The organism is Pseudoalteromonas sp. NZS11 (genome assembly GCF_015864765.1).
GTDB lineage: Bacteria > Pseudomonadota > Gammaproteobacteria > Enterobacterales > Alteromonadaceae > Pseudoalteromonas > Pseudoalteromonas arctica.
In genome coordinates, this window is record NZ_JADYWP010000015.1 from 1 (window position 1) to 21844 (window position 21844).

Genomic DNA, 21844 nt, shown 5'->3' on the forward strand with positions numbered 1-21844 from the left:
TTAGTTTTAAACTTTCTTTTGGAAGATTTAAAACCGAAGTTTTATTTAACTCTCTGAGTTGTTCGTGCCTCGCTATGCGTTGGCGTTTCCCGTCTCAGTGGGGTCGCATTATAGGGAGATCATATTTTTACGCAAGCACTTTTTTAAAGAAAAAGTAAAAAAAGATACTGTTCGGTTAGTATCTGAACTAAACCCCCTAAAACTGATAGTTTTGTAACCAAACAGTGCGCTGTATGGTACAAAAATCACCTTGCTGATACACTCAAATACTAATAATCATGATCTAAAAGGTACTAACTATGGCAATTCGTTCTTATAAAGGTGCTACTCCTTCATTTAATTCGTCTGTTTATATTGATGAGTCATCGGTTTTGGTTGGTAACATTACTTTAGGTGATAATAGTAGTGTGTGGCCGTTAGTAGCTGCACGTGGTGATGTTAACTATATACGTATTGGTGAGCGTACAAATATACAAGATGGCAGTGTATTGCATTTATCTCGCGCAACTAAAAGCAATCCAGATGGTTATCCACTTATTATAGGTGACGATGTAACAGTTGGTCATAAGGTAATGCTGCACGGATGTGTATTAGGAAACCGTATACTTGTAGGTATGGGTGCTATTATTATGGATAACGTGGTTGTTGAAGATGATGTAATTATAGGTGGCGGCTCTTTGGTACCACCAAACAAACGCTTAGAGTCTGGTTACTTATATGTTGGAAGTCCAGCTAAGCAAGCCCGCCCTCTTACAGAGCAAGAACTTGCCTTCTTAAAAATATCTGCCGATAACTATGTATCACTTAAAGATGAATACTTAGCTGAAATCGCTAACTTAAGTTAATAAGCTTACTTCAATTTGGCCTGCCGAGTTATAGCTCTCTTCTTCGATAAGCTCCTCGGCACGTTCTTCGTAATCAAAACGATACTTTTCAAAATATTCTGTTGCGTGACTTTCGTCTGTTAATTTAAGTGTATTTACTTCTATTATACATTCCACCAGCATGCCACTAACTTGTGCAAAAAAAACTAACTGATGATCGGGCTCTCTAAACTCTAGCCTATCTATAAACTGTATTGCCTGATTCATTTAAGCATTCCTTGTTTGAGCGCATCAACGACGGGAAGTATTTTTGGCATTTTATTACGCCATACATAATATGCTTGAGCAGCTTGACCAACTAACATTCCGCTGCCATCTAAAAGCTTCGCGTTAATATTATGCTGTGCAACCCAATTCATAAAAATGGTATTTTGCAGTGAATAAAACATGTCATAAGCGACTTCACAGTTAGTTATGTGTTTTTCATCAAGAGCTGGAAGCTCATTATTCATACTGCTAGATGTAGAGTTTATAATTAGTGAGTAATCGCTTACTGGTAAATCACTAAAGCCAAAGCCAGATACTGGTCCATATTGAGTAAACAGCTCTGCGAGTTCTTTGGCTTTTTGTGCTGTGCGATTAACTATTATTATTTCCTGAGGGTTATGCTCTAACAAAGGTAAAATAACCCCTCGAGCAGCACCGCCCGCACCTATGATTAAAATGCGTTTATTAGTTATGGCTACTTCATTTGCGAGTAAATCATTTACAAAGCCCACACCATCGGTGTTATCACCGAGTAATGTGCCATCATCTCGTTTTTTTAATGTATTAACAGCCCCTACAATTTTAGCTAATGGCGTAAGCTCATCAGCCATTGCATAGGCTTGCTCTTTAAATGGCATTGTAACGTTAGCACCAACACCACCTTGCTCAAAAAAAGACAATACTGTTTTTTCAAAGTTATCGATAGGTGCTAATATTGCGCGATAGTCGATTTGCTCACCCAGTGATACAGCAAATTGCTTATGTATCGCGGGGGATTTTGAATGTTTAATTGGATTTCCAAAAACCGCATATTTGTCCATTTTAAAGCAACCTCTTTGCAGCTATATACTGCCTATTAACGATGATAAGTAATATGATTAAACGACTTTTTTCTAAATCTAAGCCAGCTCCCGAGCAACAGGCTCCTACTCCTGAAAAAACACCGTATGAAATAATAGGTGGAGAGAAAGGGGCGCGTGCTATCTCCAATCGATTCTACGACATAATGGAGTCAGATGAATACGCTAAACCGTTATATGATATGCATCCTCTGCCATTAGATCGAATTCGCCAAGTATTTTTTGAATTTTTATCTGGTTGGTTAGGCGGGCCAAACCTATTTACTGAAAAACATGGCCAGCCAATGCTACGTAAAAGGCATATGCCTTTTACTGTAGATAAAGCATTGCGCGATCAGTGGGTGCACTGCATGAATAAAACGCTGGATATAGAAATAGACAATCCGTTGTTACGTGAAGGCTTAAAACAATCATTCTCTCAACTAGCAACGCACATGATCAATCAGCATTAAATTTGTATTGTAACTAAATACAGAAAGGCGCTAATTAGCGCCTTTTTGATTACTGTGTAATTGTTATAATTGCCATTCTCTGGCTATCAGCTCACTTGGTTTACTAGTTAGCCACTCTTGCGGGCGTAAGTAATACTGATATAGGTTAGCTTCTGGGCTACTTGGCTCTGGTTTATAGTTATATTCCCAGCGTGCAAGTGGTGGCATAGACATTAATATAGACTCAGTGCGCCCGCCACTTTGCAGTCCAAACAACGTGCCTCTATCCCATACTAAATTAAACTCTACATAACGTCCGCGACGATAAAGCTGAAAATCACGTTGTTGTTCTGTGTATTCGTCATTTTTGCGACGTTCAATAATAGGTAAATAGGCATCTAAAAATCCATTACCCACCGATTGCATAAACGCAAAACTCTTTTCAAAACCAAGTTCGTTTAAATCGTCAAAAAACAAACCGCCTACTCCGCGCGTCTCGTCTCTGTGCTTTAAATAAAAATACTCGTCGCACCATGTTTTATATTTTGGATAAACTTCACTACCAAATGGCGCACAAATGTCGTGAGCAACTTGATGCCAATGCTGTACGTCTTCTAATACTGGATAAAAAGGAGTGAGATCAAATCCGCCACCAAACCACCATATTGGCTCTTCGCCTTCTTTTTCGGCTATAAAAAAGCGCACATTGGCATGACTTGTTGGTACATGAGGGTTTTTAGGGTGAATAACTAACGACACACCACATGCGTGAAAGCTTCGCCCTGCAAGCTCTGGTCTATGTGCTGTTGCAGAACCTGGCATTGAAGCGCCAAATACATGAGAGTAATTTACTCCACCTTGCTCTATTACAGTGCCATTTGTGGTTACACGTGTACGACCACCACCGCCTTCTGCTCGCTGCCAGTTATCTTCTATAAATTTAGCACTGCCATCTGCAGCCTCCAAACCTTGGCAAATAGTGTCTTGCAAAGCCATAAAGTATGCTTTTACTTGATTTAATAATTCGCTTTGCATATTAACCTCTAAATATTTTGCCAGTCATGGCGTCTTTTATTGTGCTTGGTTGAGTATTACCACCTAACGGCTCGTCAACGTAAAAGCCAACTTGTTCTGCAAATTGCGCTTTGGCTTGCTCAATACTAATTACCGTTTCTTGACCGGTTAAGTTTGCACTGGTTGATACTAATGGCTTACCAAACTCTTGGCACAAACGCTTTACTGTTGGATGGTTTGTTACTCTTACCGCGATGGTATCAAACTGCCCTGTGAGCCATTTAGGCGTATTTTTAGATGCAGGCATAACCCATGTAATTGCAGCAGGCCAACTCGAAAAAATATCAGCTCGTTTATCCATTGGTATTTTTGCATCATCTACGTATTTTAATAATTGTCCGTAGTTATCAGCAATTAAAATAAGTCCTTTTTCAACCGGGCGCTGCTTAATAGCTAATAGCGCCTCAACGGCTTGTTGATTATCTGGATCACAACCTAAACCATATACAGCTTCTGTTGGGTATAAAATAACTTCGCCTTGCGTTAAGCATGTTATTGCAGTGGGCGTATTTGAAAGGTCTGACAAAGTAGTCTCCAGATATAATTAAACGTTATTCAGTTGGGGTTAGCTTATGCATGCAGTTTTTTTGTGGGCATTGCAATAATATGCCGTTTGCCATATTTCTTTCTATGACGATAGGCCAGTCACATTCAGGACACGGATGTTCAACCGGTTTATTATTAAGCGTGTATTTACAACTTGGGTAGCAATCACAAGAATAAAATACTTTACCAAACTTATTACTGCGCGCGACTAAATGACCTTTTTTGCATTTAGGGCAACTAGGCAAAGTATCTTCGCTTTGCTTTTCTTCATTTTCGTTAGCAATGTAATGACACTCTGGATAACCCGTACACCCAATAAACATACCATAACGGCCATTTTTAACCACCAGCGGTTTGCTACACTCAGGACATGCTGAATCTTCTAATACTTTGATTTCGTTACTGTCGTGATGTGCCAGCGGCCTAATAAAGTCGCATTTAGGATAACTTGCGCATCCTAAAAAAGGGCCAGATTTACTATTGCGGATCACTAACTCTGAACCACACTGTGGGCATATCTCGTATTCTTTTTCGAGGGCGTGCTTGTTCGCCGAGAAAAGCGAATGGTCGATTTTACTCATGGTGATCCTAATAGGTTGGTGAATTTTCGCCTAATATACCCAAACCACTTAAAGATACAAGCAATGCCGTGCTTATCCTTTTAAGTAATTTGAGTACAATTAAGATAATTATCTCTAATGAAGAAGTTCGCTGGGTTCATCAAAAATCAAATCTTCCATTTGCTCATATGCCTCTTCAGAGCCAGGGACGTTAAACAAGATCATAAGTACAATCCACTTTAAGTCTTCTAGGCTTATAATTGGTTTATCGAGAGAGGCTAAACAGTCCATTACCATTTCACGTGTTACATTGTTAATTACGCCTATTTGTTCAATAAACATTAAAAAGCCACGACACTCAGCGCTGAGCCTTTGGCATTCACTATCGGTAAATATACGCACAGCATCTTTAGGGTTAGTAATAAGATAAGGAGACTCGTCACTGTGTTGTAAATCGGCGAGTTGCTCTAACCAATCGAGTGCTTTAAATATCTCAGGCTTATTAAAGCCCGCGCGCAGTAGCTCATCGGTTAACTCATTTTGCTCTGCAAATATATCCGCTTCGCTATGAATGTAATTTTCAAAAAGATATAAAAGAATATCAAACATATTACCTTCCTGCGCTCAACTTAATATAACCATCTAACACTCGCTCAATCTGATCGTCTAATTCTAAATCGAGCAACCTAGCGAGCACTTTGTCTATTGGCCACTGTGCGCGACGTACAATGTCGTCTACGCTGGTGACTTCAAAGCCAATACTATTTAAAACCTCGCATTGAGAATTTGCCTGAATAGGCTGCTCTTTGTTACATACATTATTGTCGTAAGTAAAACTCACCTCATCAAGAATGTCAGCCACGCTTTCTACCAGCTTAGCACCTTGCTTTATTAAAAAGTGACTTGCCTGCGCTAACGGGTTTTTAATAGAACCCGGTACTGCAAATACCTCTTTATTTTGTTCAAGCGCATAACGTACTGTAATTAACGAACCGCTTTTAATTTCAGCCTCAACAATAAGCACTCCCAACGATAACCCAGAAATAATACGATTTCGGCGCGGAAAGTTATGCGCATGAGCAGCTGCCCCTGGTAAAAACTCACTCACCAACAGGCCGCTTTCTAAAACTTGGTCTGTTAATAGTTTATGGCGTTTAGGGTAGTAAATATCAACCCCAGTACCAAGCACCGCTATGGTTTTACCCGTACTAGCAAGAGAGCCCTTATGTGCTGCTCCATCTATTCCCCGTGCCATACCTGAGGTAACTGTAATACCCGCTAAAGTTAACTCGTATGCAAATTCTGATGCTATTTCAAGCCCGGTAGGTGTGGCATTACGACTCCCTACAATTGCAATTTGTGGAGTAGATAATAACGAGACATCTCCCCTACAAAATAGTAATAAAGGCGCACTGGCAATCTGTCGGAGATCTTCTGGATAAAGCGCATCAAAAATACAGACAACCGTAATGTTGTGCAGCGTAATTAGTTGCTCATAATGGCTGACTTGTTGCCAATTGGTGTTGAGTAAATTACTCGCCTGATTAGCGGTTAATCCAAGCTGTAAAAGCTTGTCATGAGGTAAGTCGAATAACGACCCAAGGGAATAATTTGTAGATAGTGCTAAAAGGGTTTTGATACCCAACCCTTTACACATATAAAAGGCAAGCCAGTGGGCTAGCTTGCCAGATGACTGATCCATGCTCTCTCCTAGAGCACCGACTCGCTACTTCTTAATGAATAACTGCAATATCTCCAATGCGAATTGGGTGCTGGTTTTTAGTTATTAATGCATAACTTATTTTGTCATACACTTTAAAGACAATTAGCTCGCCAACTTTTTCTTTAGGCATGGTCCACGTTGTGTTTTGTTCGTCAGACTCATCACCAAATAATTGGCTCACATCAGATAAAAGCTTCTCGTATTTACTAGAATCTTCTGGGTAACGAGGGCCACGAGGACCATCAATAACCGTTGGCGATTGACGTTCTAGATCTAATACATGACCCGCTTCTATGTTTTGTTCACTGCCTAAGTTTAGCACTACAACATCCATTGTGCTGAATTCTCTAACTTGTCGTGGGGAAGCAATAATATTCCCTGTTACAGGCTCAGAAGGACGGTGAATATTAAAGTACGCAGGAAGCATTTGACCTTCCATTGCCGGCATTAAAAAATCGCCTTGCTGAATTTCTCGTTTAACAGATTCAACACGTAATGACGAAGGCACGCCATTGTGTTCATCACCCGCTCTAAACGCACGTGCGATACCCACGTAAGATGCACGCGTTGCTAACACCTCACCGGTTAAATCAGTGTAGGGGTCACCTTTATGGTAAATGGCATATGCTTTATGTACTTGTAAGTCGCCTTTAACATATAAAATATGGCCTAACGTTTGTGTTTTAGTATTTTCGTTAGCACCTAAAATATAAGGTTTGCCTTTAATATCGTCACTGTTCATTGCTTGCTCGTAACTGATATACGGTTTGATCATTTCAAGCGGCAAAGTAGTAATAGCATTACGCCCTTTTGGTGTAATACGACCCTGAGGAGATAGCTTTCTATATCCTTTATTAATCACTAAACGTGGGTTTCCATCTGCATCGTATATCAGCGCTAATGCATCACCGGGGTAAATTAGGTGCGGGTTGTCAATTTGTGGATTCATTTGCCAAAGTTCAGGCCATAGCCAAGGCTCATCTAAATAGATGCCAGAAATATCCCAAAGTGTATCGCCTTTTTTTACAACATACTGTTTTGGTGCATCTTTTTTTATTTTAAGCACGTCAGCAATTGCGGGAAACGCAGCACTTAACGTAAGCATGATTGCAAGTAATGGAGATTTCATTGAGCTTCCTTGTATTGTTTTTTCATTATTATTGCCCAAAACCTGTTAAAGGTGAACGCGAATGGCTAAAATAAGAGCATACAATACCCTAAATTAAGCACAAGTGAAAAAGGTAACTATGGCTAGGTTAGAAGTTTTAAGATTTCCAGATGAACGTTTACGTACTATAGCAAAAGATGTTGCACAAGTTGACGACACAGTACGCCAAATTGTAAAAGACATGCTAGAAACAATGTACGATGAAAATGGCATTGGACTTGCGGCCACGCAAGTAGATATTCATCAACGAATCGTTGTTATTGATGTATCAGAAGAGCGCGATGAGCCACTGGTATTAATTAATCCACAAATCATTAAAAAAGACGGCTCTACCGTTAGCGAAGAAGGCTGTTTATCAGTACCTAACTCGTATGCAAAAGTAGACCGCGCTGAAACAGTAACAGTCGCTGCACTTAACGAAAACGGTGAAGAGTTTGTACTAGATGCAGATGAATTACTGGCTATTTGTATTCAACACGAACTAGATCACCTTCAAGGTAAGCTGTTCATTGATTACTTATCTCCATTAAAGCGCCAACGTATTCGTAAAAAGCTTGAAAAAGAAGCCAAGTTTGCAGAACAGTAATAAGCACCTTAGGAAAACTCAGTGACTCAACCATTACGCATTATATTTGCCGGTACGCCGGACTTTGCAGCACGTCATTTACAAGCGCTGATACAAAGCGAACACCAAATAGTGGGTGTATATAGCCAGCCAGATCGCCCTGCTGGTCGTGGTAAAAAATTAAAAACCAGTGAAGTGAAAGCGCTAGCGCTTGAGCACAACTTACCGGTTTTTCAGCCACAGTCATTAAAAAATGATGAAGCACTAGCAGAGCTAACAAGCTTAAATGCCGACATTATGATTGTTGTAGCGTATGGCTTAATCTTACCTAAAGCTATATTAGAAGCCCCACGTTTGGGTTGTTTAAATGTGCATGGCTCTATATTACCGCGCTGGCGCGGCGCTGCACCGATTCAACGCGCAATTTGGGCAGGTGATGAACAAACCGGCGTAACAATAATGCAAATGGATGAAGGGCTAGATACCGGCGATATGCTACATATAAGTCGCTGCCCTATTAGCACGACAGAAACTAGCGCTAGTTTATATACAAAGCTTGCTGAGCTAGGTCCAGACGCGTTAATTGAAACCATTAATAAATTAGCGAATGGCGAGCTCACCCCTGAACCTCAAAATGATGAACTTGCTAACTACGCTAAAAAGCTTTCTAAAGAGGAAGCTAATATCGATTGGTCAATGAGTGCACTGCAAATTGAGCGAAACATTCGCTCTTTTAATCCATGGCCAGTGTGCTTTACCCAAATGGGTGGGCAAACAGTAAAAATTTATCAAGCGCAGGTTGTGCTGCAATCAGGTGATCCTGGGCAAATTTTATCAAGCGATAAGAATGGCGTAGTAGTGGCGTGTGGCGAACACGCTTTATGTATTACGCAATTACAGCCGCAAGGTAAAAAACCAATGGCAATTAACGACTTTTTAAATGGTCGTAGTGACTGGGTTACCCCTGGCACAATATTAGGCGAAAACAATGAGTAATGTTCCAAACGTACGAGCGCTGGCCGCTGAAACTTTATATAACGTAGTTGATAAAGGCGCATCGCTTAATCAAGAACTTCCATTTGCAAGCCAAGGCTTGCCGCCTAAAGATAAAGCGTTGCTACAGCAAATTTGTTATGGCGTTTTACGCTACTTACCGAGCCTTGAAAATTACTGCCAACACTTAGTAGAGCAGCCATTAAAAGGTAAACGTAGAATATTTCAGTTTTTATTATATGTAGGTATTTATCAACTGCAGCATATGCGCGTACCACCACATGCTGCAATTTCAGAAACTGTAAACGCACTGGCTCAACTACGCGCTTTAGGATTAAAAGGGCTGATAAACGCCATTTTACGTAGTTTTCAGCGCCAACAAGCAGAGCTTGAAGAAAAAGCGAAGCTTATTCCGGTATGTTTATACAACCATCCAAATTGGTTTATTAAACAGGTGCAAACAGCCTACCCAGATAGCTGGGAAGCACTACTTGAAGAAAACCAGCAACAAGCGCCAATGTGGCTTCGTGTAAACCAAGCACAATTTAGCACGCAAGAATACAGCGAAATGCTCAGCGCTAACGATATTGAACACACCTTAAACCCTGACTTTATTGATGGGATTAAGCTTGCCAAACCACGTGATGTATTTTCGTTGCCTGAGTTTGATACAGGTGCATGTTCAGTACAAGATGCTGCAGCACAGTTGGCAGCCCGCTTTTTAGAACCTAAAGCAGATGACTATATTTTAGATGCCTGTGCAGCACCTGGCGGAAAAACGTGTCATATATTAGAGCTTGCTGATGCTGATGTACTTGCACTTGATAGCGACTCAACTCGCCTTGAACGCGTTAAGCAAAACTTAACTCGTATTGGCTTAGGTGCAGACCTACAATGTGGCGACGCATCACAACCACATACTTGGTGGGACGAAAAATTATTTGATCGTATTTTGCTTGATGTGCCTTGTTCAGCCACTGGCGTAATTCGCCGTCACCCTGATATAAAATGGTTACGTCGCGCATCAGATATCGAAGACTTATCTAAGTTACAAAACGATATTCTTGATAGCATTTGGCCACTGTTAAAACCAGGTGGCACATTGGTATATGCTACGTGTTCGGTTCTTCCACAAGAAAACCAACAGCAAGTTGCTAAGTTTTTAGCTAATAACGATGATGTAGAACATATACCTCTACACGAAAATGATACCGTAACAACTCCAGGTTTGCAGTTACTGCCCGGTGAAAGTGATGGATTTTATTACGCTAAGCTAGTTAAAAAAGCCTAATAGCCGTACACTAAATAGTTAGCCATTTATGAAACATTAAATGGCTATTTTTTTAATTAAATTATGATCAATACCACGGGTAAATAATGAAAATAATTATACTCGGTGCCGGGCAAGTTGGTGCTACGCTTGCTGAAAACTTAGTTGGCGAACAAAACGAAATTACCGTTGTTGATATAGACGGTAACCGATTACGTGAACTTCAAGATAAGTACGACTTACAAGGGGTTATGGGCCACAGCGCGCACCCTGATGTATTACGCCGTGCAGGCGCTGAAGATGCCGATATGATTATAGCGGTAACCAGTTCAGATGAAGTGAACATGGTTGCATGCCAAGTGGCGTACAGTATTTTTAAAACGCCCACTAAAATTGCCCGCATTCGCTCAGAGCAATATTTAAAATACCGCGAAAAACTATTTCAAAACGATGATTTACCAATCGATCATTACATTGCTCCCGAAGCACTGGTCACTAAGTATATTCGCCGTCTAATTGACTACCCTGGTGCTCTGCAAGTATTGCAGTTTGCTGATGGCATGCTCTCGTTAGTAGCCGTAAAAGCTTACTATGGGGGTTTATTAGTAGGTTATGCGTTATCTGCACTTAAAGAACATATTCCTAATGTAGAAACTCGTGTTGCCGCTATTTATCGTCAAGGTAAAGCAATCAAACCATTGGGTACCACCGTTATTGAAGCCGATGACGAAGTATTCTTTATTGCCGCTACAAAACATATACGCGCAGTAATGAACGAGCTACAAAAACTTGAGCGTTCGTACAAAAAAATTATGATAGCTGGTGGCGGTAACATTGGGGCAGGCCTTGCCCGCTCACTTGAAAAAAACCACACCGTTAAACTAATTGAACGCAGTAAAGAACGTGCCGAGCAACTCTCAGAAATGCTCGATAACACGGTCGTTTTTTGTGGTGACGCATCTGATCAAGAACTGCTCTCAGAAGAGCATATTGAACAAGTCGATGTATTTATTGCCGTAACCAACGACGATGAAGCAAACATTATGTCGGCCATGCTTGCAAAACGTATGGGCGCACAAAAAACCATGGTACTTATTCAACGTGGAGCTTACGTTGATTTGGTACAAGGCGGCGAAATAGATATTGCCATATCGCCACAACAAGCAACTATATCAGCGTTATTAACGCACGTACGCCGTGGTGATATTGTTAACGTGTATTCACTGCGTAAAGGCGCAGCAGAAGCCATTGAAGCGGTTGCTCATGGTGATGAAAACACATCTAAAGTGGTTGGTCGTGCGATTGCCGACATAAAACTTCCTGCAGGTACAACCATTGGGGCAATAGTACGTAATGACGATGTGTTGATAGCTCACGATGATACAATTATTATGTCGGGCGATCATGTCATCATGTTTTTAATCGACAAAAAACACATTACCGTTGTAGAAAAACTATTCCAAGTAAGTGCTATATTCCTTTAACTAGTTACTCTAATTAGTTAATTTAATACACAAAAAAGCCGCTGACTAAGGCGGCTTTAATGGAGTATGCTTAAATATTGATTACTGTACTTTTGAAAACTCTTCTTTAGAGATTTCACCATTACCATCAGTATCCAAATCATCAAAAATCTTTACAAGCTGAGGGTTAACCTTTGCTTCTTCCATTGTAATAGCACCGTTACCGTCTGCATCAAAAGAGGCAAAATCTACTGCGGCATATGCTGCTGATGAAGATGCTAAAACGATAACTGCAAGTGTTGTATTTAATGTTTTCATAATAATATTCCTAGTAATATGGGAAGTCCTTTTCAAAGATCCCTGACTGTGAAAAATGTTTAATCTGAAAAGATTAATTAGTAATTAGCGAATTCTTCTTTAGAAAGCTCGCCGCTACCGTCGGTATCTAGCTCAATAAATTCAGCCATTAAATCAGTATCGACTGCCGCTTCGCTTGGGCTAATTGTGCCGCTACCATCGATATCAAGGCTGTCAAAGTCTGATGCTGCAAATGCAGCGGAAGAAGATGCTAGTACTATAAGTGCTAATGCTTTATTTAAATGTTTCATAACTTAATCCTTCAATGTTCTATCAAAAAAATTGCTTCGTTTAACTTAAAACGTAATTTTTCACTTCCTTGTTATCCTCTTTCGTAAGCTCCCTTGCCTACTTAGGTGTCTTTGGCAACTCAGGATAAATACTTTTTAATTAAGCTTCTGAAAATTCTTCTTTTGATAACTCACCATTTTGGTCAGTATCAAGCTCAGAAAACATGCTCATTAGCTTTGCATCTACTGATGCTTCTGCTTGGCTAATTGTGCCACTGCCGTCTACATCCAGTGTGTCAAAATCTGTTGCAGCAAAAGCGGCTGAAGAAGATGCAATAGCGATAAGTGCTAAAGTTTTATTAATGCTTTTCATAATATGTATCCTTCAAATTTATGTGTGTGCGATTAAGTATTTCACTTTGAATCACGATTTCGTTCAGTACACTTAGACTATTACAACTTAGATGCCAACATTTAAAAGCTATTAATTTTCAATAAGTTAAATATAAAACGTACAACAAGAAGGCGTTTTTAAAATAGTTATTGTTGCCCTTTAGCAACACGTTTTAAAGAGATGACATTAAAGTCATTAAAAACATATAGTTATGTTTATATAAAAAGATACATTTTTAAATGTACGGTTTTAAAGGAGGGATTTTAAAGAATAATTGAGATAAATTTTAACGAGGAAGCTTTAATAACAAAAAATAAGCTGTAAAAAATAATACGTAATCAGTTGTTTTATTTAAATAATAATTTTAATTATGAAAGAGAAAAAAACATTTTATAAATACTGACGTAAAATGCCTTTTTGTTGCAAATAAGCGAAAACCTATTTATTCAACGCTAGGCTCAAGCGCAGAAGGGTCTATAAAATGCTCTTTCATGAAGGCTTTCATTTCATCCTCGCTTGCTAGTAGCTTAATTCCACAGTGCACACCGGCAGCATGCTCTTTAACACTGCAAATTTCACCTTCAAAATCTTTATCACTGCTATTAAGTACGACAGTGCATTGCATATCTTTAATACTTTCAACTTGCTGATCGTCTCTAATATCAAACATTACACCAGTGAGTGAAATGTCTTTAATAAGGCCTTCAAGTACCCTATCGTCACTTAGCTTTAGCTTTGCAGGTAATAAGGTAGGTATGCGTGTTTGTGAGCGTAGCGCAAATAACTGCACTTGCTTTGGAAAGTTTATAAACACGAGTTTAGCGGGATGAGAGGCTACCGACATAATTTGCTGGCGAAACGCAATAACTTGCCCGCCACTGCCTTCAATAAGCGCTCTTACAACAACCATTACGCCATCACGTAAATAGTCACTCGCCACAGGTAAACGCTTTGCATTGGGATAATTTAAAATAATAAACTGTTTATCGAGTAAACCAACTAATTCAGTTTTAACACGCTTACTGCTTGTAGGTGTTAATATTTCTAGGTCGACTAAGCTGCCTACACTTATATGCTTTAGCTTTTCTAAATTTGTTGGCATATCCCTTTCCCAATAGTTCGTAATTTAAAACTTAAGCCGCTCGTTTATCCACGCCAAAATGTAGGCGTAAATAGTACTAGTAACGTAAATATTTCTAGCCGACCAAACACCATTGCAATGGTCAGTAACCATTTAGCACCATCGGTTATAGCGCCATAATGCGACGCTACATCCCCCAGACCTGGACCTAAGTTATTTAAACAAGCCGCAGTGGCTGAGAACGCAGTTATGTTATCCATACCCGTGCCCATAAGCGCTAACATAATAATAATAAACACCAACGCATATGCAGAGAAAAATCCCCACACGGCTTCTACTACTTTGTCTGGCAACGCCTTTCGACCCAGCTTGATTGAATATATAGCCCGTGGGTGCACCAAACGATTAAGCTCACGCACACCCTGCAAGTAAAGTAAGAACACGCGCACTACTTTCATACCACCACCAGTAGAGCCTGCACAGCCACCAATAAAGCTCGAAAATATAAGTAAAATAGGTAAAAACAAAGGCCATGTTGAAAAGTTATCAGTAGCAAAGCCTGCTGTTGTACTCATAGAAACAGCCTGAAATAACGCCTGATCGAGGGTTTCATCGCCATTAGCAAATATTTCATTAGAGGAAAGTACGGTAAAACAAATAACCACCAGCGCTAATTGAATACACAAAAACACCTTAAACTCAGGGTCTCGAATATAAACTTGTATGTTACGACTGGCCACTGCGGCGTAATGCAGGGAGAAGTTAACAGCGGCAATAATTAAAAAGAACACACAAATAAAGTTAATTACAGGGCTGTCAAAGTGCCCCATAGAAGCATCGTAAGTAGAAAAACCACCTATCGCGACCGTTGAGAATGCATGACATATCGCATCAAACCACTCCATCCCGGCTGCCCAATAAGCCAGCATACAAGCAATAGTCAGTGACACATAAATATACCAAAGGTGCTTTGCTGTATCGGCAATTCGCGGGGTCATTTTGGAATCTTTTACAGGCCCAGGTATTTCAGCGCGATATAACTGCATACCACCAACACCTAGCATGGGGAGTATAGCAACAGCGAGTACGATTATACCCATACCGCCAAACCACTGGAGTTGCTGGCGATAAAACAACACCGACTTAGGTAAGTACTCAATACCGGTAAGTACTGTAGCGCCGGTGGTTGTTAAGCCAGAGAATGCTTCAAACACCGCATCGGCGAGCGATAAATTAGGTTCTTGTAAAAATATAAGCGGCAAGGACGCAAACGCCCCAAGTACCAGCCAAAACAAAACAACAATTAAAAAGCCTTCACGTGCTTTTAAGTCACCGTTTTCATGGCGGTTTGGGTAATAAGCCATCATGCCAATAACAACACTAAAGATAAATGCTAAAACAAAAGGAACACCACCACCGTCTTTATATATTAAAGACACCAGTGCCGGAGGCACCATGGTAATACTAAACAGCGCAACAAGTTGGCCAAGAATTTTTATGATGGTACGAAATTGCATTTAGCTTGTCGCTTTTATTATTAGTAAATTCAGGCTGAGTAGTATCAACCAAATTAAATAGGGTCAGTATGCATTACATGCAATTTGTGTAGGTTATTACTCTTTAATAGTTAACTCAACTGCGCCGTGACTTAAATCAAAAATATCTTTGATTGCTTGCTGAGCTTCGCGACTATCTATTGTAATCACCCATTCAATATTAGCAGTAAATTGCTTATCAATATTAAGCACTTGATACTTTGTTTTTAATAACTGCTCAATCGCACCTTGCATGCTGTACTCGCTACTCCCTGTAATTTCAACACTGGGAACTTTAAGTACCGTTTGCAATTTTACTAATGCATTATTTAATGAGCCACCATAAGCACGTACTAACCCGCCCGTGCCTAATTTTATGCCGCCAAAGTAACGTGTAACAACAGCTGTGATTTCGCCAAGGCCTGAACCCACCAGCACATTTAACATAGGTTTTCCTGCAGTGCCATTTGGTTCACCATCGTCCGAAAAACCATAAACATGGCTGCCACCGGGGTTGCCTGCCACATGTGCCCAGCAGTTATGACGCGCATCGCTATACTTTTCTTCAATGCTTTTAATAAATGCTTTAGCTGAATTTAAATCGGGGGTATGTGCAATGTGAACTATAAACGTACTTTTTTTAATTTCTTCTTGATGAAAAACGTCAGCAGCGGGATATTTATATTCAGACATATTTTAAACTTGTAAAAAGGGGGCCAAAAGGCCCCTTTAAATAATGTACGTATTTTAACGTGTATAAACTAATTAGTGTTAACTAGAATTAATCGAGCGCTAAATCTCGTGTCATATTCTCTAAGCTATCTTCGTGAACAATAATGTTATCTTCAATACGAATACCGCCAAATGGTTTAAATGACTCAACCTTTTCCCAATTAATAAATTGCTTATTATCGGTTTGCGCTAAATCACCAAGCAGTGAATCAATAAAATATAAGCCTGGCTCAATGGTAAATACTTGGTTTTTTTCAATCAGGCGAGTACAACGCAAGAACGGATGCCCTTCAGGCGATGGCTGATGTGCGCCCTTTTCGTCACTCATAAAACCACCCATATCATGCACTTGTAAACCTAAGTGATGCCCTAGTCCATGCGGGAAGAAAGTAGAGGTGATTTTACGCTCAACAATTTCCTCAGCGGGTAGGTTAACAATTTTAAAGTCACTGAGTATTTGTGCGATACGGTTATGGCATTCAACGTGTAAATCACCATAAAGCATACCCGGCTTTAAACCTTTACCTAACTCTATTTGTTGAACTGTCATAGCTTGTACAAGCTCAGCAAACTCACCCTGCTTTTTAAAATCATACGTACGAGTAATATCAGCAGCATAACCATTAAAGTTTGCACCAGCATCAATTAAAAATGAGTTATGAGTGTGTGGCGCTTTTGGATCAAAGTGCGTGTAGTGCAAAATAGCGCAGTTTTCGTTAAGCGCAACAATGTTGCCGTACGGCATTTCATTTTCGCTTTGACGTGTTGCCATTAAGTACGCTTGCTGAATATCGAACTCGCTACCACCATTAAAGAATGTGTCGCGTGCAGCTTTATGCCCATCTACTGCAATGCGGTTAGCGTTGCGTAAACATTCAAGTTCGTACTGCGTTTTATAAGCGCGGTGGTAATGAAAATAGTTAAGTACAGGCTCAGGGTTCATAATACTAAAACCAAGTGCTTGCGCTACTTCAATATATTCGCCCATGTAAGCGTATTTAGCTTTGTCGTATGGTAATAACTTTTCAACTTGATCAGGCTGAAGTAATAGCTCTATATCAAAGTACTCAGCCCAAAAGTCGCGAGGCTCGTCTGGTACTTTATGCCAAAAATCTACCGGGCGATAAAATATTAGTTTTGGTTTGTCGCTGCCATTTACCACAATCCAGCAATGAGGATTATCAATAACCGGTAACCACGCTTTAAACTGTGGATTAACTTTAAATGGATAATACATATCATCTAAAAACTGGCGCTTAGCTTGGCCTGAATGAATTACTAATCCTTCTAACCCTTCGCTATTACAAATTGTACGAGTACGCTGTTGCAGTGTTGCAATATGTTCGGCGTATAAAACGGCTAATTTATCCATTGTTAATCCATCTGTTAAATTTAACTTGCTCTGAGTCTACCACTTAAACACTAAGCGCTCAAAAAAGGGGGATATTTAACATGTAAACATCCCCCTTATTAATACCTATACCTATCGTGTTAAGTTATTGGTCGATTGGTCGATTGGTATCATATATTCAACCGCCCATTTTCATTTCGAGTAGCGGCGCTAATACATTACCTTCTCGACCCATTCTTGTATGGTAAACCTGCCTGTACGCAAATACATTTTTTACGTAATCGCGGGTTTCGCGATACGGAATAAGCTCTACCCATAACTCAGCCGGAATAGCGTCATCAGGTAACCAACGCTTTATACGGTGATAACCCGCATTATAAGAAGCTGTTGCCAGCACCTCATTGCCATGGTTTTTCTTTTTTAAGTACTGTAAGTAACTAGTACCTAACCTAATATTTGTTTTAGGTTGATATAAACGACTACTTGTCACACTGCCTTTATTTACATACTCAGCAGTACTAGGTAATAACTGCATTAAACCACGCGCATTAGCATGCGAGCGTGCATCTGGCGCAAAAGAGCTTTCGCGCCTTGCAATAGCAATACTCCAGGCAACATCTATCTTGCTACGTTTACTGTAGCGCTCAAAAACATCTTGAAACGCAAACGGAAAACGTTGCTCTACGTTATCCCACGCTTTAATTTTTGCTAAAGTAAAGATAGTACTGTCGTGCCAACCTAAATCGGTAGATAGTTGTGATGCTGCTAGCTTTTCTTCATCGCTAGACGTATCCGTTAAATAATTCCACTCACGGCGCGCCGACGTAAAGCGCTCAATATCATAAAGTGCTTTTGCACGCTTAAAGCCAGGTGCATTACTTACTTTATCTACAAGCACCTTATCGACTGCTAAAGGTTGATTATTTAAATCAACGGGCAAACCTAAACGTGCTGCTGCTAAAAAGCCGTAATAATCACGATTAGCCGCTACTTTTTTCCAAATATCGTCTGCTTTTTGTTGCTCGCCACGTTTAGCATAGCTATAAGCTAACCAATATTGCTGGCCAAGGCTTAAATCCTCTTTTCCTGTAAAAAACGCAGCAATCCCTTCCCAATCTTGGGTTTTGAGCATATTGCCCAGTTGCCATTGAATAAGCTTGCTGTCTAATCGCTCTTTCGGCACTTTATTTAGCCAAAAGCTCGCTTGCTTATGCCCGCTTGAAGCAAGTGACAACGCAAAGGTGTAATACACGTCAGCTTTATCTTCATCACTATACTTAAATATTTTTTCTAGTTTTTCCCATGCTTTTAAAGCAAGCTCTTTATCGCGCCAAACCAAACGCTTAACACCATAAATTGCTATTTGGCCTTCTTTAGCCGACTTATTTTTATATCGATATAATCCAGCTGCCGTGCTTGGATCTTTTCGCACTTTTAAATATAAGTCAGCTAAGTAACGATCCTTACTTGGCAATAAAGTTTTTAAGTAAGGTAATAAGCTTTGCGTCCCGCCTTGTGCAGCAAGTGTTACACGCTTCCAAACCGTTTCTTCTTTCATGTAGCCTTTTTTACGCCACGTAGAAAACAAACTATCACAGCCATTAGGTTGCGATTTACCAACGGCCCATAAGTTGGTCACCTGATTTAGAATCGCCTTTTCAGGCGCGCCCAAGTCGAGCTGAAAATCTAAATAAGTACAGGTAAGCCCAGTATTAGAAGTTTCACGGTAGTTGCGTATGTACGCCGCTTTTTCATTGTTCTCTTTTAAATACTCCAACCACGCTTTGCGCACAGGCCACTCAAGCGGTGTATGCTGGTATATATTTAAATAGTCTTCTATCTCTGCCTGATGCTTAATACTCGGGTGACGTTGCCAATATGTTTTTTCAACATACGGTTTTAACGGATGATTTAGGTTACTAACCGCTTGTTTAAAGTCTTGGTAACTTCCGTACCTTACTTTTTTTTCGGCATCTAAAAAGGCATCGTTATCGATACTTGCCTCGGCAGAGTGAAGAGGGAAAATGAATGCAGCTGCCGCAACACTTAGTAAATATTTTTTCATAATGTCCTTTAATAAAAATTAAAGTAGTGAATAAAAACTTTTCAACCACCTTAGCACCAAACCAGCTATATTTTAACCAGTCGATTGTAACCGAGTTAAATTTTTCGTTGCATTTTTAATTTAAAGCAAGCACACTGATTGAAATGCAAACTCATCGTACCAGTCTTAGTTCGTCAACTAGGGAGAATAATAATGTTATATAAAAGCGATTCCTTTGAAGTTAGCTTCCTAAAGGAAAACATCGCCGAGTTTAAGTTTTGTGTTGCAGGTTCTGTAAACACATTATCTCAAAAAACTCTTTCAGATTGCGCAGCAGCATTAAAAGAATTAGCTGCCAATACTGATATCAAAGGCATGATTTTTACCAGTGATAAAGACCACTTTATTATTGGTGCCGATATCTTCGAATTTTTACCTACATTTACTAAACCTGAAGAAGAATTAGTAGTGTGGATCAAAAACGCAACTGACGTTTTTGATGCAATCGAAGATTTACCATTTCCAACTCTAAGCGCTATAAACGGTATGGCACTTGGCGGTGGTTGTGAGTGGGCACTTGCTACCGATTATCGTGTAGCAAGCGAAACAGCTAAAATGGGCCTACCAGAAGTTAAACTTGGCATAATGCCTGGTTTTGGTGGCACAGTGCGCTTACCACGTATCATTGGCGCCGATAACGCGATGATGTGGATTACCTCAGGCGCAGAAAACCGCGCAGCAGATGCCCTTAAAGTAGGTGCGTTTGACGCGGTAGTTAGTGCTGACAAACTTTTAGAGTCAAGTGTATCAACACTTGAGCTAGCGATTTCTGGCAAGCTAGATTGGCAAGCAAAACGTAACGTAAAACTACAGCCACTTAAATTAAACCGTGTTGAGCAAGGCATGAGCTTTGCTATGGCAGAAGGTATGGTAATGGGTAAAACCAAAGGCCACTATCCTGCACCGGTTATGGCTGTACGTACTATTAAAGCAGCGGCAAACTGTACTCGCGATGAAGCAATGGCAATCGAAAACGCTAACTTTGCTAAATTAGCACGTACACCAGAAGCAGCTGCACAGACAGGTATATTCCTAGCTGACCAATACATTAAAGGTAAAGCACGTAAATTTGCTAAACAAAGCGATGTAGAAATTAAACAAGCCGCTGTATTAGGGGCTGGTATTATGGGTGGCGGTATTGCATACCAGTCTGCTTATAAAGGCACACCTATTATAATGAAAGACATCCAACAAGATGCGCTTGATTTAGGTATGGGTGAAGCGTCTAAGTTATTAGGTGCAAAAGTTAAGCGTGGCCACATGCCAATGGAAAAAATGTTGGCAACACTTAGCAAAATTAAGCCAACACTTAACGCGTCAGACCTACAAAGCGCCAACATTATTGTTGAAGCCGTTGTAGAAAACCCTAAAGTTAAGCAAGCAGTACTCGCTGATCTTGAAAAGACCATGCCAGAAGGTACGGTACTTACTTCAAACACATCAACTATTTGTATTGATTTACTAGCACAAGCGCTAGATAAGCCAGAAAACTTCTGTGGTATGCACTTTTTCAACCCTGTGCCAAAAATGCCATTAGTAGAAATTATCCGTGGCGCAAAAACCTCAGATAAAACAATTAATGCAGTAGTTGATTACGCACTTAAATTAGGTAAATCGCCAATTGTTGTTAACGATTGCCCAGGCTTTTTTGTAAACCGTGTTTTATTCCCTTACTTTGCAGGTTTTAGCAAATTAGTGGTTGAAGGCGCTAACTTTGCAAAAGTAGATAAAGTAATGGAAAACGTATTTGGCTGGCCTATGGGTCCGGCTTACTTACTTGATGTTGTAGGTATTGATACAGCATTCCATTGTACTGGCGTAATGGCTGACGGTTTCCCTGAGCGTATGGCGCGTGCTGATAAAGACCCTGTAACTATTTTTGCCAACGAAAAACGTTTTGGTCAAAAGAACAAAGCCGGTTTTTACAAATACGAAACAGATCGTCGCGGTCGTCTTAAAAAGTCTCATGACGAGACAGCAGTTGAGCTACTAAGCCCAATTACAGACGCACCAAAAGAATTTGATAAACAAGAAATCATCGACCGTTGTATGATTCCAATGATTAACGAAGTGCTACTGTGTTTGCAAGAAGGCATTGTTGCCTCTCCGCAAGAAGCAGATATGGCATTAGTTTACGGTGTTGGTTTCCCTCCATTTAGAGGCGGCGCGTTCCGTTACTTAGATCAAACTGGTTTAGCTAACTTTGTTGCAGCAGCAGACAAATACGCTCACCTAGGTGCGATTTACCAAGTATCTGAGCAAACTCGCAAGTGGGCCGAAGAAGGTCGTGTTTTCTATAAGGTGGAAGGTTAATAT

23 protein-coding genes are annotated in these 21844 nt (G+C 40.2%); 7 read left to right on the forward strand and 16 right to left on the reverse strand.

Annotated elements, in window-relative coordinates; all coding sequences use genetic code 11:
• Window positions 1-299 precede the first annotated feature (299 nt).
• Window positions 300-845, forward strand: a complete 546-nt coding sequence (locus I6E82_RS19000) for a gamma carbonic anhydrase family protein (RefSeq protein ID WP_197118489.1) — start codon at window positions 300-302, stop codon at window positions 843-845.
• On the opposite strand, the gene I6E82_RS19005 is transcribed toward I6E82_RS19000, so the two are convergent.
• Complete coding sequence (locus I6E82_RS19005; RefSeq protein WP_007584142.1) at window positions 837-1091, reverse strand: DUF1488 family protein; 255 nt, start codon at window positions 1089-1091, stop codon at window positions 837-839. The two genes, I6E82_RS19000 and I6E82_RS19005, sit on opposite strands and share 9 nt — an antisense overlap.
• Window positions 1088-1912: a shikimate dehydrogenase gene (gene aroE / locus I6E82_RS19010; protein ID WP_165723095.1), complete on the reverse strand. Its 825-nt coding sequence runs from the start codon at window positions 1910-1912 to the stop codon at window positions 1088-1090. Before aroE ends, I6E82_RS19005 begins: the two co-directional genes overlap by 4 nt.
• 53 nt (window positions 1913-1965) lie before the next feature.
• Between aroE and I6E82_RS19015 the strand changes: the two genes are divergently transcribed.
• A complete protein-coding gene (locus I6E82_RS19015; protein ID WP_197113405.1) occupies window positions 1966-2403 on the forward strand; it encodes a group II truncated hemoglobin in 438 nt (145 codons plus the stop codon).
• Window positions 2404-2466: 63 nt separating this feature from the next.
• Here I6E82_RS19015 and hemF read toward each other — a convergent pair whose 3' ends face one another.
• The 6 genes from hemF to I6E82_RS19045 form a co-directional block, all read right to left on the reverse strand.
• Window positions 2467-3417, reverse strand: a complete 951-nt coding sequence (hemF, locus tag I6E82_RS19020) for an oxygen-dependent coproporphyrinogen oxidase (protein ID WP_138489870.1) — start codon at window positions 3415-3417, stop codon at window positions 2467-2469.
• Window position 3418: 1 nt separating this feature from the next.
• On the reverse strand, window positions 3419-3982 hold the full coding sequence (locus I6E82_RS19025) for an L-threonylcarbamoyladenylate synthase (protein ID WP_004335153.1): 564 nt from the start codon (window positions 3980-3982) through the stop codon (window positions 3419-3421).
• 25 nt (window positions 3983-4007) lie between these two features.
• Window positions 4008-4583, reverse strand: coding sequence for a DNA topoisomerase family protein (locus I6E82_RS19030; protein ID WP_197118490.1), 576 nt, complete (start codon window positions 4581-4583; stop codon window positions 4008-4010).
• A 114-nt stretch (window positions 4584-4697) separates the two neighbouring features.
• On the reverse strand, window positions 4698-5171 hold the full coding sequence (locus I6E82_RS19035) for a DUF494 family protein (RefSeq protein ID WP_007584155.1): 474 nt from the start codon (window positions 5169-5171) through the stop codon (window positions 4698-4700).
• 1 nt (window position 5172) lies between these two features.
• Complete coding sequence (gene dprA / locus I6E82_RS19040) at window positions 5173-6264, reverse strand: DNA-processing protein DprA (protein ID WP_197118491.1); 1092 nt, start codon at window positions 6262-6264, stop codon at window positions 5173-5175.
• A 31-nt stretch (window positions 6265-6295) separates the two neighbouring features.
• Window positions 6296-7414 carry a LysM peptidoglycan-binding domain-containing protein gene (locus I6E82_RS19045; protein WP_197118492.1) on the reverse strand — a complete coding sequence of 373 codons (1119 nt, stop codon included), beginning with the start codon at window positions 7412-7414 and terminating at the stop codon, window positions 6296-6298.
• Between the two features lie 118 nt (window positions 7415-7532).
• On the opposite strand from I6E82_RS19045, the gene def reads away from it, so the two are divergent.
• From def to trkA, 4 genes are all read left to right on the forward strand, one after another.
• Complete coding sequence (def, locus tag I6E82_RS19050; protein WP_024607305.1) at window positions 7533-8039, forward strand: peptide deformylase; 507 nt, start codon at window positions 7533-7535, stop codon at window positions 8037-8039.
• A 21-nt stretch (window positions 8040-8060) separates the two neighbouring features.
• A complete protein-coding gene (fmt, locus tag I6E82_RS19055) occupies window positions 8061-9014 on the forward strand; it encodes a methionyl-tRNA formyltransferase (protein WP_197118493.1) in 954 nt (317 codons plus the stop codon).
• Window positions 9007-10302: a 16S rRNA (cytosine(967)-C(5))-methyltransferase RsmB gene (gene rsmB, locus I6E82_RS19060; protein ID WP_007584175.1), complete on the forward strand. Its 1296-nt coding sequence runs from the start codon at window positions 9007-9009 to the stop codon at window positions 10300-10302. Before fmt ends, rsmB begins: the two co-directional genes overlap by 8 nt.
• Before the next feature lie 86 nt (window positions 10303-10388).
• Entirely contained in the window at window positions 10389-11765 is a 1377-nt protein-coding gene (trkA, locus tag I6E82_RS19065) for a Trk system potassium transporter TrkA (protein ID WP_004335170.1), read from the forward strand.
• Window positions 11766-11846: 81 nt separating this feature from the next.
• Here trkA and I6E82_RS19070 read toward each other — a convergent pair whose 3' ends face one another.
• The 8 genes from I6E82_RS19070 to I6E82_RS19105 form a co-directional block, all read right to left on the reverse strand.
• Window positions 11847-12062 (reverse strand): EF-hand domain-containing protein, encoded by a 216-nt coding sequence (locus tag I6E82_RS19070; protein WP_007584177.1) that lies wholly within the window; start codon window positions 12060-12062, stop codon window positions 11847-11849.
• 77 nt (window positions 12063-12139) lie between these two features.
• Window positions 12140-12352 carry a calmodulin gene (locus I6E82_RS19075; protein WP_004335174.1) on the reverse strand — a complete coding sequence of 71 codons (213 nt, stop codon included), beginning with the start codon at window positions 12350-12352 and terminating at the stop codon, window positions 12140-12142.
• Between the two features lie 139 nt (window positions 12353-12491).
• Entirely contained in the window at window positions 12492-12704 is a 213-nt protein-coding gene (locus tag I6E82_RS19080; RefSeq protein WP_004335175.1) for an EF-hand domain-containing protein, read from the reverse strand.
• A 463-nt stretch (window positions 12705-13167) separates the two neighbouring features.
• Window positions 13168-13827, reverse strand: coding sequence for a flagellar brake domain-containing protein (locus tag I6E82_RS19085; protein ID WP_197118494.1), 660 nt, complete (start codon window positions 13825-13827; stop codon window positions 13168-13170).
• Between the two features lie 44 nt (window positions 13828-13871).
• Complete coding sequence (locus I6E82_RS19090; protein WP_007584186.1) at window positions 13872-15323, reverse strand: TrkH family potassium uptake protein; 1452 nt, start codon at window positions 15321-15323, stop codon at window positions 13872-13874.
• Window positions 15324-15419: 96 nt separating this feature from the next.
• Complete coding sequence (locus tag I6E82_RS19095; RefSeq protein ID WP_007377640.1) at window positions 15420-16034, reverse strand: YigZ family protein; 615 nt, start codon at window positions 16032-16034, stop codon at window positions 15420-15422.
• An 88-nt stretch (window positions 16035-16122) separates the two neighbouring features.
• Window positions 16123-17445 carry a Xaa-Pro dipeptidase gene (gene pepQ, locus I6E82_RS19100; RefSeq protein WP_024592280.1) on the reverse strand — a complete coding sequence of 441 codons (1323 nt, stop codon included), beginning with the start codon at window positions 17443-17445 and terminating at the stop codon, window positions 16123-16125.
• Between the two features lie 157 nt (window positions 17446-17602).
• Window positions 17603-19489: a transglycosylase SLT domain-containing protein gene (locus I6E82_RS19105; RefSeq protein ID WP_197118495.1), complete on the reverse strand. Its 1887-nt coding sequence runs from the start codon at window positions 19487-19489 to the stop codon at window positions 17603-17605.
• 192 nt (window positions 19490-19681) lie between these two features.
• On the opposite strand from I6E82_RS19105, the gene fadB reads away from it, so the two are divergent.
• Window positions 19682-21841: a fatty acid oxidation complex subunit alpha FadB gene (gene fadB / locus I6E82_RS19110; protein WP_024591283.1), complete on the forward strand. Its 2160-nt coding sequence runs from the start codon at window positions 19682-19684 to the stop codon at window positions 21839-21841.
• Window positions 21842-21844: the final 3 nt, after the last annotated feature.

Coding starts and splice junctions, on each gene's coding strand:
- I6E82_RS19075 (WP_004335174.1), bottom strand. CDS start 12,352: ATGAAACATTTAAATAAAGCATTAGCACTTATAGTACTAGCATCTTCT.
- I6E82_RS19005 (WP_007584142.1), bottom strand. CDS start 1,091: ATGAATCAGGCAATACAGTTTATAGATAGGCTAGAGTTTAGAGAGCCC.
- I6E82_RS19080 (WP_004335175.1), bottom strand. CDS start 12,704: ATGAAAAGCATTAATAAAACTTTAGCACTTATCGCTATTGCATCTTCT.
- dprA (WP_197118491.1), bottom strand. CDS start 6,264: ATGGATCAGTCATCTGGCAAGCTAGCCCACTGGCTTGCCTTTTATATG.
- I6E82_RS19105 (WP_197118495.1), bottom strand. CDS start 19,489: ATGAAAAAATATTTACTAAGTGTTGCGGCAGCTGCATTCATTTTCCCT.
- I6E82_RS19035 (WP_007584155.1), bottom strand. CDS start 5,171: ATGTTTGATATTCTTTTATATCTTTTTGAAAATTACATTCATAGCGAA.
- trkA (WP_004335170.1), top strand. CDS start 10,389: ATGAAAATAATTATACTCGGTGCCGGGCAAGTTGGTGCTACGCTTGCT.
- I6E82_RS19030 (WP_197118490.1), bottom strand. CDS start 4,583: ATGAGTAAAATCGACCATTCGCTTTTCTCGGCGAACAAGCACGCCCTC.
- I6E82_RS19045 (WP_197118492.1), bottom strand. CDS start 7,414: ATGAAATCTCCATTACTTGCAATCATGCTTACGTTAAGTGCTGCGTTT.
- fadB (WP_024591283.1), top strand. CDS start 19,682: ATGTTATATAAAAGCGATTCCTTTGAAGTTAGCTTCCTAAAGGAAAAC.
- I6E82_RS19095 (WP_007377640.1), bottom strand. CDS start 16,034: ATGTCTGAATATAAATATCCCGCTGCTGACGTTTTTCATCAAGAAGAA.
- I6E82_RS19085 (WP_197118494.1), bottom strand. CDS start 13,827: ATGCCAACAAATTTAGAAAAGCTAAAGCATATAAGTGTAGGCAGCTTA.
- def (WP_024607305.1), top strand. CDS start 7,533: ATGGCTAGGTTAGAAGTTTTAAGATTTCCAGATGAACGTTTACGTACT.
- aroE (WP_165723095.1), bottom strand. CDS start 1,912: ATGGACAAATATGCGGTTTTTGGAAATCCAATTAAACATTCAAAATCC.
- hemF (WP_138489870.1), bottom strand. CDS start 3,417: ATGCAAAGCGAATTATTAAATCAAGTAAAAGCATACTTTATGGCTTTG.
- rsmB (WP_007584175.1), top strand. CDS start 9,007: ATGAGTAATGTTCCAAACGTACGAGCGCTGGCCGCTGAAACTTTATAT.
- I6E82_RS19000 (WP_197118489.1), top strand. CDS start 300: ATGGCAATTCGTTCTTATAAAGGTGCTACTCCTTCATTTAATTCGTCT.
- I6E82_RS19015 (WP_197113405.1), top strand. CDS start 1,966: ATGATTAAACGACTTTTTTCTAAATCTAAGCCAGCTCCCGAGCAACAG.
- pepQ (WP_024592280.1), bottom strand. CDS start 17,445: ATGGATAAATTAGCCGTTTTATACGCCGAACATATTGCAACACTGCAA.
- I6E82_RS19070 (WP_007584177.1), bottom strand. CDS start 12,062: ATGAAAACATTAAATACAACACTTGCAGTTATCGTTTTAGCATCTTCA.
- I6E82_RS19090 (WP_007584186.1), bottom strand. CDS start 15,323: ATGCAATTTCGTACCATCATAAAAATTCTTGGCCAACTTGTTGCGCTG.